The sequence below is a fragment of the Methylobacterium sp. GC_Met_2 genome (genome assembly GCF_026540795.1).
Taxonomy (GTDB): Bacteria; Pseudomonadota; Alphaproteobacteria; order Rhizobiales; family Beijerinckiaceae; genus Methylobacterium.
Map to the genome: position 1 here is coordinate 1 of NZ_JALNUM010000167.1, position 10,291 is coordinate 10,291.

At 70.9% G+C, this 10,291-nt stretch carries 14 protein-coding genes; 1 reads left to right on the top strand and 13 read right to left on the bottom strand.

Going from position 1 to position 10,291, the window contains the following annotated elements:
- Nucleotides 1–83: 83 nt before the first annotated feature.
- The 10 genes from OXS49_RS31040 to OXS49_RS31085 all read right to left on the bottom strand — a co-directional run bounded on the left by OXS49_RS31040 (nucleotide 84) and on the right by OXS49_RS31085 (nucleotide 6,621).
- A complete protein-coding gene (locus OXS49_RS31040; protein ID WP_012320922.1) occupies nucleotides 84–344 on the bottom strand; it encodes an exodeoxyribonuclease VII small subunit in 261 nt (86 codons plus the stop codon).
- A 132-nt stretch (nucleotides 345–476) separates the two neighbouring features.
- Nucleotides 477–989: a tyrosine phosphatase family protein gene (locus OXS49_RS31045; RefSeq protein WP_267428434.1), complete on the bottom strand. Its 513-nt coding sequence runs from the start codon at nucleotides 987–989 to the stop codon at nucleotides 477–479.
- Nucleotides 990–1,041: 52 nt separating this feature from the next.
- Nucleotides 1,042–1,602: an HD family hydrolase gene (locus OXS49_RS31050; RefSeq protein ID WP_267428442.1), complete on the bottom strand. Its 561-nt coding sequence runs from the start codon at nucleotides 1,600–1,602 to the stop codon at nucleotides 1,042–1,044.
- 29 nt (nucleotides 1,603–1,631) lie between these two features.
- On the bottom strand, nucleotides 1,632–2,246 hold the full coding sequence (locus OXS49_RS31055) for a DNA-3-methyladenine glycosylase I (protein WP_267428435.1): 615 nt from the start codon (nucleotides 2,244–2,246) through the stop codon (nucleotides 1,632–1,634).
- 59 nt (nucleotides 2,247–2,305) lie between these two features.
- A complete protein-coding gene (locus OXS49_RS31060; protein WP_267428436.1) occupies nucleotides 2,306–3,157 on the bottom strand; it encodes a folate-binding protein in 852 nt (283 codons plus the stop codon).
- A 245-nt stretch (nucleotides 3,158–3,402) separates the two neighbouring features.
- Nucleotides 3,403–3,657, bottom strand: a complete 255-nt coding sequence (locus tag OXS49_RS31065; protein WP_160534062.1) for a hypothetical protein — start codon at nucleotides 3,655–3,657, stop codon at nucleotides 3,403–3,405.
- A 171-nt stretch (nucleotides 3,658–3,828) separates the two neighbouring features.
- Nucleotides 3,829–4,287 carry a TIGR02301 family protein gene (locus OXS49_RS31070; protein ID WP_267428437.1) on the bottom strand — a complete coding sequence of 153 codons (459 nt, stop codon included), beginning with the start codon at nucleotides 4,285–4,287 and terminating at the stop codon, nucleotides 3,829–3,831.
- On the bottom strand, nucleotides 4,284–4,751 hold the full coding sequence (locus OXS49_RS31075; protein ID WP_267428438.1) for an NUDIX hydrolase: 468 nt from the start codon (nucleotides 4,749–4,751) through the stop codon (nucleotides 4,284–4,286). Before OXS49_RS31075 ends, OXS49_RS31070 begins: the two co-directional genes overlap by 4 nt.
- Nucleotides 4,748–5,875: a hypothetical protein gene (locus OXS49_RS31080; protein WP_267428439.1), complete on the bottom strand. Its 1,128-nt coding sequence runs from the start codon at nucleotides 5,873–5,875 to the stop codon at nucleotides 4,748–4,750. The genes OXS49_RS31075 and OXS49_RS31080 overlap by 4 nt, the downstream gene beginning before the upstream one ends.
- A gap of 23 nt (nucleotides 5,876–5,898) precedes the next feature.
- Nucleotides 5,899–6,621, bottom strand: coding sequence for an SDR family oxidoreductase (locus tag OXS49_RS31085; protein ID WP_244006123.1), 723 nt, complete (start codon nucleotides 6,619–6,621; stop codon nucleotides 5,899–5,901).
- 200 nt (nucleotides 6,622–6,821) lie between these two features.
- Here OXS49_RS31085 and OXS49_RS31090 point away from each other — a divergent pair, with 200 nt between their 5' ends.
- A complete protein-coding gene (locus OXS49_RS31090; RefSeq protein ID WP_267428440.1) occupies nucleotides 6,822–7,430 on the top strand; it encodes a carboxymuconolactone decarboxylase family protein in 609 nt (202 codons plus the stop codon).
- Between the two features lie 248 nt (nucleotides 7,431–7,678).
- On the opposite strand, the gene OXS49_RS31095 is transcribed toward OXS49_RS31090, so the two are convergent.
- The 3 genes from OXS49_RS31095 to plsX all read right to left on the bottom strand — a co-directional run.
- Nucleotides 7,679–8,011 carry an integration host factor subunit alpha gene (locus tag OXS49_RS31095; RefSeq protein WP_244005969.1) on the bottom strand — a complete coding sequence of 111 codons (333 nt, stop codon included), beginning with the start codon at nucleotides 8,009–8,011 and terminating at the stop codon, nucleotides 7,679–7,681.
- Nucleotides 8,012–8,177: 166 nt separating this feature from the next.
- Complete coding sequence (locus OXS49_RS31100; protein ID WP_244005970.1) at nucleotides 8,178–9,185, bottom strand: beta-ketoacyl-ACP synthase III; 1,008 nt, start codon at nucleotides 9,183–9,185, stop codon at nucleotides 8,178–8,180.
- Nucleotides 9,186–9,265: 80 nt separating this feature from the next.
- Nucleotides 9,266–10,291 (bottom strand): phosphate acyltransferase PlsX (gene plsX / locus OXS49_RS31105; protein WP_267428441.1); only part of this gene is annotated, 1,026 nt, incomplete at its 5' end.

The following is a 10,291-nucleotide window of genomic DNA, read 5'->3' on the forward strand; positions in this document are numbered from 1 at the left end:
TACGGTCGAGAAGCGCGCTCAGCTCGGGGGTAATCGCCACGGTATCAACCTCTATCGGACGGGATCGGTTCTACGCCCGAGCCTCAGGACATATCGAGTGGGGCCACGCCCTCGGGCCGCCCATCGGAGCCGAGGGTGATCCGCTGGATCCGGGCCTCGGCGCGCTTGAGAAGCGCTTCGCAGTGCTTCTTCAGCACCTCGCCGCGCTCGTAGATCGCCACCGACTCGTCGAGCGGCACGTCACCCCGTTCGAGCCGGCGCACGATTTCCTCGAGCTGCTCCAAGGCCTTCTCGAAGGGCAGGTCGCCGGCGGCGGGGGCCACCTCGGGTCTGCTCGCACTCATCCCAGATACTTCCTCTGAACCGAATTCTACGGCGCCCGCCCCCAGGGCTACAACCCAGGGAACCAGTACACCGGGCTGCCCCGGACTGTTTTGGAGCGGCGCGGCGGCCTTTCCGCCACACCGGGACCTAACTCATGTCAGCGCCAGGCAGAACGGCACACCCTCGAAGGCGTCGGCCCCGCGGCCGATCCGCGCCACGGCCGCCACCATGCGGCCGTTCCGTCCCAGCATCCGGTCGGCGATGGCTACGAACAGGGGATTGGGCGTCGCGGACGGAGAGGCCACCCGCAAGGCATCGGCGATCGCGCCCTCGTCGCGCTCCGGCGCCAGGGCGCACGTTGCGATATAGGCTGCTGCCGTCGAGCGGCTGATCCCGGCATAGCAATGGACCACCAGCGGCTTCTCCCGTGGCCAGGTCCGGGCGAAGGCCAGAATGCCGGCGACATGCTCCTCAGCCGGCAAAACGTGTCCGTCCCGCGGCTCCGCGATGTCGCTGACCCCGATGACGGCGTGGTTGTCGGCGGCGATTAAGGCGGGCCGCTCGAGCGGCGTCCCGACATTGATCAGCGTGAGCACATGGCTCGCGCCGGTGGCGGCGACGGTCTCGGGCAGGCGCGAGAGCGGACAGACGTAGATCTTCGGCATCGTGGATGCGCAGTGCTTCGCGATCGTGACGGATCGAAGGCGGGCTCGTCCGTCACTGCGGGCGCAACGCGTGGAACCGCGCCAGGAACCGCGCCTCGGCCTCGGCGGTGGGCCAGGGCTCGACAAGGGCGACCACGCCTCCGGGCAGATCCGCCGGTCCGCCGAAATAGAGCTCGGCCTCCTCCGGCGCGAATCCGGCCAGCCGCACGGCCTCCAGATGGGCGGCGGCCCGGTCGGCCCGCTTCACGAGGCGGGTGAGGGCAGGGGAAGGGGCGGGCAGGTCGAAGCGGCGGCGCATGGCGTCGAGCAGGCGCAGCTCGACGCCGCGATAGGCATCGCCGATCACGGCTTTCAGGGGCGAGATGATATCGCCGACGACGTATTCCGGCGCATCGTGGAGCAGCAGCTCCAGACACTCGGTCTCGGTGCAGCCAGGGGCGAGGTGGCGGCCGGCGGCCTCAACCAGCAGGCTGTGCTGGGCCACCGAGAAGACGTGCGGTCCCCGGGTCTGGCCGTTCCAGCGGGCGACCCGGGCGAGCCCATGGGCGATGTCGGCGATCTCGATGTCCCGGGGTGCCGGATCGAGGAGGTCGAGGCGGCGGCCGGAGAGCATCCGCTGCCACGCGCGAGGGGCCGGAGCGGTCAAGGCGCCCCTCCCAGTTCGGCGCAGGGCCCGTGCCGGTGGCAGCCGACGAGGTGGTCGTTGACCATGCCCACCGCCTGCATGAAGGCATGCACGATGGTCGGCCCGCAGAACGAGAAACCCTCTGCCTTGAGGGCTTTTCCGATCACCCGGGAGACCGGCGTCTCGGTCTGGATCTCTGCGCGGCTCCGGGCGCTGCCCTGGATCGGTTGCCCGTCCACGAAGTCCCAGAGGAAGCGCGAGAAGCCCGGACCGCATTCCTCGATCCGAAGCCAGGCCCGGGCGCCCGCGATGGTCCCGACGATCTTGGCACGGTTGCGGATGATGCGCGTGTCCTGCATCAGCCGCGCCACGTCGTCCTCCGTGAAGCAGGCGATCCGCTCCGGGTCGAAACCCGCGAAGGCGTCGCGAAACCCGTCGCGGCGGCGCAGGATCGTGATCCACGAGAGCCCGGCCTGGAAGCCGTCGAGGATCAGCTTCTCGTAGAGCGCCCGGCCGTCATGCTCGGGCACGCCCCATTCGGTGTCGTGATAGGCGACGTAGAGCGGGTCGAGGCCCGCCCACCAGCAGCGGGCGCAGCCATCGGGATGGTCGATCAGGCCGGTCTCGAACATCGGACCGGTTTAACGAGAACAGGAGCAGAACGCCACCGGCTGAATCGGGCCGCCCCAGCTTATCCGGCTTGGCTCGCAGCCGCCTCGGGCATCGCGAAGGTCGCGTAACCCGGCCGTTCCAGCCGCACCGGCTGCGCGTCGGCCCGCGGCGTCTCCCCGGCGGCCAGCGCATCGCCGAGACGGTCGAGCCGCACCAGGGCGAGGCCGCGCTGATCCGCGACGCTGCCCGTGGTGCCCAGTACCTTGCCGGCTGCCGTGATCTCGGTGCCCGGTGCGGGAGCGCCGTCCGGGTAGGTGGCCGCCAGGATACGGGTCCGGGCCGTGCCCCGGTGCTGCATCCGCGACACCACCTCCTGGCCGACGTAGCAGCCCTTCCGGAAGTCGACGCCGCCGAGCTGGTCCATCAGCGCCTCGTGCGGGAAGGCGTCGCCGAATGCATAGTCGCGCCCGCCCTCGGGGATGCCCAGCGCGATCCGGTGCGCATGGTAATCGGCTTCCGCGGCGTCGGCCGAAAAGGCGCCCTCGGCGGCGTACAGCCGGGCGCCGAGATCGGCGTGGCGGGAATCGGCCACCGCCTCGGCGGCGGCCGGGACAACGCCATCCCAGACGGCCGCGACCGCCACGGTCGGGTCGGCGGCGATCGTCGCCTGCGCGCGCAGGCGATACAGCGTCAGGCGCTTGGCCAGATCCGCGGCACGGTCCACCTGCACGTCGAACCGGAAGCCGTCCGGCACGCGTGACACCAGAAAGTCGAACAGGATCTTGCCCTGCGGCGCCAGCAGGGCCCCGAGGCGCGCTTCTGAATCCTGGAGCGTCTCGACATTGCAGGTCAGCACGCCCTGGAGCAGCGCGGCGGCGTCCGGCCCGGTGACGGTGACGAGGGCGCGGTCCGGTAGCAGGGCGACGGGCATGGCAGGCAATTCCTTCCGCGACGGCGCGGCTCCGGCGAGTTCTGGACCGCGCAGCCGGGAGGTAGTCGCTGCCTGTCCGCGCCTCAACCGTCCGGGAACGCGGCCCGGGATCCAGTCCAGGGATCCAGTCCAGGGATCATCGCCCGGAGCCGCGCCCGATCGCGTTGCAATCGTTCACGGCTTCAGGCCTCTGACCGTAGGCGCTCTCCTGCGCCGAACCGACGTTCCGTCCGCGGGTTGACGCTCTAGTGCTGCAGGGTCGTGGTGAAGGCACCGCCGCGGATGCGCTCGGGGAAGCCTTCCGCGTAGCGGGCCGTGGCTTCCTCGCCGTAGGTCATCACCAGTTCCTGAAAGGCCGCGAACAGGGCGGCCTGGGCCATGCAGTCTCCGTCGAGCCCGTCCAGACAGCCTTCCGCGAAGGCCTCCGAGACATAACTCAGCGCGACGCGCTTCTCCTCGACATCGACCTCGAGAGGAGCGGTGTGAGAGATGTGCTGCATGACCCGATACTTCCGTTGCGCCGGGTGCGGGACCCGGTAGACCAACGGATGATAGGCGGGTCCCGGCGGCTCGGCCAGCCGGGAATTTCGGATCGGTTAACGCGAGGACTCAAATCCGATGCTTCGCCGGCATCACGGTGGGGTGTGTCGCGCATACATCACCCCTCTGTGTCAGCCCCCGAAACGCCCGGCCAGGGCATGCGACAGCCTGTCGCCCTCGGCGACGTAGCGGGCGGCTGCTTCGTGGGCGGCCGGGGTGCAGACCCGGTAGGTCAGCGCATAGCCGCGGTAGCCCCGATTGTAGGCGCCGGCCAGCCGGTCGCGGCGGGCGGGCGTCACACCCTCGGACTCGATCAGCGCCTTCATGCGGGCCGGCCAGTCCGCGGCGTCCGGCGCCGCGCACAGGCCGCGCAGGAAGGCGAGCGCCCCGATGATCTCGGACATGCGCATCAGGTCGCGGTCGTAAGGGGCGGGACTGTCGGCGGGGGCGTTTGAGTCCTTGGGCGCCTCCTTCGCGGCTTCCTTTGCCGGCGCCGTCGTCCGCCCGGAGCGCTGCTGAGCCCGCACCGGTGTGAGGGCCGTCCCCGCGAGCAGTGCGAGCAGGCACAGGAGCGTGACCGGTCGCCTCACGCCGTCGCCTCCCCGTTCCGGGCCGCGACGCGCGCGAAGGCCTCGCGCAGGGTGTCGATCAGGCCCGGCGTGGTCTCCAGGGTGGCGATCTCCCCGAGCGTCGCCCAGCGGGTGCCGAGCGCCTCGGGGCCCGCCACGGGCTCGCCGCCGTGCCAGAGGGCGGCGTGCGGATGGACGACGTAATGATGCCGGGCACGACCGGCCTCGTCCCGCACGATGATCTCGGTGGGCGAGAGCACGCCGACCACCTCCGCACCCAAGCCGACCTCCTCGGACAGCTCGCGCAACGCCGCCTCGGCCAGGGATTCGCCGGCCTCCACGAGGCCGCCCGGCAGCGTCCAGACGCCCCGCATCGGCTCGTTGGCCCGCGCTGCCAGCAGGACCCGGTCGTCCCGGATCACCGCGATCGAGGCGCCCACGAAGGGCCGCGCGGGAAACAAGCGGCTCTCGGGGTCTGCGCTCACGGTGTCCCCCCGTCGGGTGCGACGACCGCCACCCGCCCATCGGCGAGGCCGACCAGCAGCCGCGCCGCCGGGCCTTCGCCGAGGATCACGATCCCGTTCGTGGCGGGCGCGGGCAGCGTCACGCGCAGGCGCTCGTGCAGGGCGCCCTTCGCGGATACGAGGGCGATCTCGGGACGCCCCGCCACCGGCAGCACCAGCTCGGGTGAGGCGCCTCCGGCCGGTGCGGTGACCGCGAGATCGGAATCGCCGTCACCGGCCGCGTAGCCCGTGGCCTCGGCGCCGGCCTCGATCCGGTCGGGTTGCAGCGTCCAGAGCTGAAGCCGGCCGCTCGCGCTGACCGTCGCGGCCTGAAGCATCCCGGATCCGGCGAACTCGGCGATGCCGGCGATCTTCAGCGGCGGCCCCGGCTGCGGCGGCGTGCGCGCAGCGACGGTCCAGCTCGCCTCCGCAGTCGGATGCGTGATCAGCGCGAGGCCGCTGGAACCGGCACCCGATAGGGTCGCGGCCAGGAATGCCGGGCGGCCGGCGAGGCGCAGCAGGCGCGGACGGAGCGGTGCGAACACCGCATCGCCACCCGCCGGTACCGTGCTGGTGGCGACCGGGACGGGCTTCGGATCGGTGCTCACCGCCATCGGCTGGCGTTCGCGGATCGTCAGGACGGCGGCGGCCTCGCTGCCGTCGGGGGCGCGGGTACGCCCGGTGAGATAGGCGCTCAAGGGCCCTGAGAGGGCCCGCCGCGTCCCCGGCAGGGCGCCGCGCGGCGTCTCGGCGGCGCTCAAGCCGTCCACGGCCTCGCGCCCGATCGGCTTGACCGTGACTGTGCCGTTCGCGAGCGTGAGCACGGCGCCGCCCTCGTCGCCCCAGACCACGGCGACCGGTGCGCTCTCCTCGTCGCCCGCGTCATGGCCGACCTTCGCGCCGGCGATCGGCAGCAGCCCCGAGGTCGCGACCGAAACCGCAATCTCGCTGCGGGGCCCGCGCAGCACCCGCACCGTAAAGGGCAGGTCGAGGACCCGAATGACCGGCTCCGCCCGCGCCTCGGCGATGGAGCCCGCGCACAGGATCAGGGCCAGGAGGAGCGACCGGCTCTGCCGTCCCGGTCGCGCGGCGTGACCCGCGGCCACGCTCCAGGGGACACAGGCTCCGGTCAAACGTGCTGGCCGCCGTTGATGTGGAGTTCGGCCCCGTTCACGTAGGAGGAGGCCTCGGTGCACAGGAAGTAGATCGCCTTGGCGACCTCGTCGGGCGTGCCGAGCCGACGCTGCGGGATCTGTTCGACCAGCTTCTCGGTCCCGGGCGACAGGATCGAGGTGTCGATCTCGCCCGGCGAAATGGCGTTCACCCGCACCCCCAGCGGCCCGAAATCGGCGGCCATCTCGCGGGTGAGGCCGGCGAGCGCGGCCTTGGAGGTGCCGTAGGCCGCCCCCGCGAAGGGATGGACCCGCGAGCCGGCGATCGACGTCACGTTGACGACCGAGCCCCTGGCCCGGGCGAGCTCGTCGCGCAGGCCACGGGCCAGCAGGATCGTGGCGAACAGGTTGACCTGAAAGACCCGCTGCCACGTGTCGAAATCGCTGGCCAGCGCGCCGAGACGCGCGCCGTCGGGACCCTTCGGCGAGATGCCGGCATTGTTGACGAGCGCGTGCAGCACACCGCCCTCGGCGCCGAGCCGGCCCCGGACCTCCTCGACGGCACGCATCGTGTCCTGCGCGCTCGCGAGGTCCACCTGGAGATGATCCTCGGGGCCCATCTCCCAGGGGCAGTTCTCCGGGAAGGGGTGGCGCGAGCAGGTGATCACCCGCCAGCCCGCGGCAGAGAAGCGCTTGACGGTGGCGTGACCGATGCCCCGGCTCGCGCCCGTGAGCAGCATGATGCGCCGGCGATCGTTGACGGGGAGGGCCAAAGCCGTAAGCCTCGCTGGCTATGAGTCTTTGTGTTTGACGCGCTCACTTGCGCCGAACCGGCATCCACTTCGGCAGAGAGCGCTCTGGGGAGCGCAATCCGGTCCGGGCGCAGGTCGTGCCGGCGAGCCTGAATGGTCTAGGCGCAGTGGGGCCGGAAATCCAGAGCATGCTGCGGCGCGGGACGTGGGGGACGGTCATGGCCGGGGAGCAGGACAGCGCGGATCGCATGCCGGCGATCCCGACCGACGGGCTGACGCCGGCGCAGGCCGAGGCCGCGGCGGCCTTCGAGGCCGAGCGCGGCGTACCGGTCTTCGGTCCGTTCGTGCCGCTCCTGCGCAGCCCCGAACTGATGCTGTGCGCGAGCCGGATGGGGCTGTACCTGCGCTACGGCAGCGCCCTGCCGCTGCGCATCAGCGAGTTCACGATCCTGATCGTCGCCCGGGCCTGGAGCCAGCCGGTCGAGTGGGCGATCCATCAGCCGATCGCCCTGAAGGCCGGGGTCGCCCCCGAGACCACGCAGGCGCTCGCCGAAGGACGCCGTCCCGACACGATGAGCGCCGACGAGGCGCTGGCCTATGATTTCTCGACCGAGCTCACGCACAACCATGCGGTGAGCGATGCCAGCTACGCGGGTGCGCTGGCGCGCTTCGGCGAGCAGGGCGTGATCGATCTCACCGGCATCAACGGCTACTACGCGCTGCTGGCCATGACGATGAACGTCGCCCGCACCGCGGTGCCGGACGGGGCATCCGCGCTGCCGCCGCTGGTCGGGTAGTCCTCGACGGCGTTGCGCTTGTCCGCGCTCACCGGACCTCTCCTCCGACGGCTTGAATGGTCAAATATTTCAGGCCTGAGCGAAGGTTCCCCCTCACCCCCGGCTGCCGCCTCGCCGCGCTCCCCGACAAGGGGAAGGCGCGGCCCTCTCCCCGCAAGCGGGGCGAGGGGTTCACAATCCCCGCGCCGGCGCTTGAGCTGCCCGGCGTTGTGTGGATCTGCAAGCCTCCAACGGAGCGTGCAAAAAACTCAATCGTCGTCGTCGTCGTCGTCGTGACCGTTCGCGCCGTTCAGGCCGTTGATCTTGGCCTTGAGCACGTTCGAGGGCTTGAACACCATCACCTGACGCGGCTCGATCGCCACTTCGACCCCGGTCTTGGGGTTGCGGCCGACGCGCTTGCCCTTGCTGCGCACCACGAAGGAGCCGAACGAGGACAGCTTCACCGTCTCGCCGCCAGCCAGGCAGCTGCAGATCTCCGAGAGGACGGTCTCGACGAGGGCGGCCGACTCGGTCCGCGACAGGCCCACCTGATGGTAGACGGCCTCGCTCAAGTCGGCGCGCGTCACCGTCTTGCCTGCCATGCCGTGTCCCCTCGCCCGCGTCTTTCGTCCCACGGCGTCGGGCGCAGCAAACTGAGCCGCACTCGACGCTGAAGACGTATCCCTATGATCCGGCACGCTAATCGGCGCTCCGCCCCCGGTCAACCGCGCGGGCGCATCGAATTGTTTCGGGCTGACACCGAAAGCGTCACCAGCGGATCAGCCCCGCCCCCCAGCTGAAGCCGCCGCCGATCGCCTCGATCATCACCAGATCGCCCGTCTGGATGCGCCCGTCGCGCCGGGCCACGTCGAGGGCGAGCGGGATCGAGGCCGCCGAGGTGTTGCCGTGCCGATCCACCGTCAGCACGATCTTCTCACGGGCGATCCCGAGCTTGTCGGCCGAGGCCTCGATAATCCGCCGGTTGGCCTGATGGGGCACGAACCACGTCAGGTCGTCGGCCGTGAGGCCGGCCTGCGCGAACGCCGCGACGATCACGTCGGTGACTTGGCCCACGGCGAAGCGGAACACGTCGCGCCCCTCCATGCGCAAGTGGCCGACGGTGCCGGTGGAGCCCGGTCCGCCGTTGACGTAGAGCTTTTCGCGGTGCCGCCCGTCCGAGCGCAGACTCGTGCTGAGCACGCCGCGGCCCTCCGCGTCCGCGCGGGCCTCCAGCACGATCGCGCCGGCCCCGTCGCCGAACAGCACACAGGTGGTGCGGTCCTCCCAATCGAGGATCCGCGAGAACGTCTCCGCGCCGATCACCAGCGCCCGGCGGGCCGCCCCGGTGGTCAGGAACTTGTCGGCGGTGGAGACCCCGAACACGAAGCCGGCGCAGACCGCCTGGAGATCGAAGGCCGCGCCCTGGTGGATACCCAGCGCCGCCTGGATCTGCGTGGCGGTCGCGGGGAACGTATGGTCCGGCGTCGAGGTCGCGCAGATCACGAGGTCGATGTCGTCGCCCGTCAGCCCGGCATCGTCGAGCGCCGCCTGGGCGGCCCGGGTCCCGAGCACCGAGGTGGTCTCGCCGGGCCCGGCGATGTGGCGCTGGCGGATCCCGGTGCGCTGGACGATCCATTCGTCGGAGGTGTCGACCCGCTCGGCGAGGGCGGCGTTCGTCACCACCGTCTCGGGCAGACACGAGCCGGTCCCGACCACCACCGAGCGCAGCGGGGGCGTGCGCCGGCTCTGTTCGGGGTCAGTGCGGAGGGTTGCCATCTCTGTCCTTCCCGGACGGCTCCGACATCACGACCGTTGCGTGTGATGCCGGAGCAATCCGTTTTCCATCCTGCACGGCGTTACGCCGGCGCCAGGGCCGCCGTCTGGTCGAGCATCTCGCGGATCGTGCGGATCATGTCGTGGCGGGCCATGTCGTGCGCCAGATCGACGGCGGCGGCGAACCCTTGCGCATTTTCCGAACCGTGGCTCTTGATGACGATGCCTTCGAGGCCGAGGAACACGCCGCCATTGGCCCGGCTCGGGTTCATCTTGTCCTTCAGCGCCCGGAACGCCTGCCGGGCGAACAGCGCACCGATCTTGGCGGCGAGCGTCCGGGTCATGGCGGCGCGGAGATACGTGCCGATCTGCTTGGCGGTGCCCTCGGCGGTCTTGAGGGCGATGTTTCCCGTGAAACCTTCGGTCACCACCACGTCGACCGTGCCGCGGCCGAGATCCGTGCCTTCCACGAAGCCGTGGTAGGTCAGCCCCGGATTCTCCAACTCGCGCAGGATCCGTGCGGCCTCCTTGACCGCCTCGTTGCCCTTCATCTCCTCGGTGCCGACGTTGAGCAGGCCGACGGTGGGCCGTTCGAGGTCGAACACGATCCGCGCCATGGCCGAGCCCATCACGGCCATCTCGACGAGGTGCTCGGCATCCGTCCCGATGGTGGCGCCGACATCGAGCACGACGCTCTCGCCGCGCACGGTCGGCCACAGGCAGGCGATGGCCGGACGCTCGATGCCCGACATGGTCTTCAGGCAGATCTTCGACATCGCCATCAGGGCGCCGGTGTTGCCGGCCGACACGCAAGCCTGGGCCTGACCGTCGCGCACCGCCTGGATCGCCTGCCACATGGAGGACTTGCCCCGGCCCTGGCGCACCGCCTGGCTCGGCTTGTCGTCCATCGCGACCGCCACGCTGGTGTGGCGGATCTCGACGCAGTCCCTGAGCCGGGGTTCCTTGGCGACGAGCGGGGCGATCACCGCCTCGTCGCCGAACATCAGGAAGGTGGTCTCGGGATGGCGCTCACGGGCCAGCGCCGCACCGGGCACGACCGTGGAGGGCCCGTGGTCGCCGCCCATGGCGTCGAGCGAGATGCACACGCG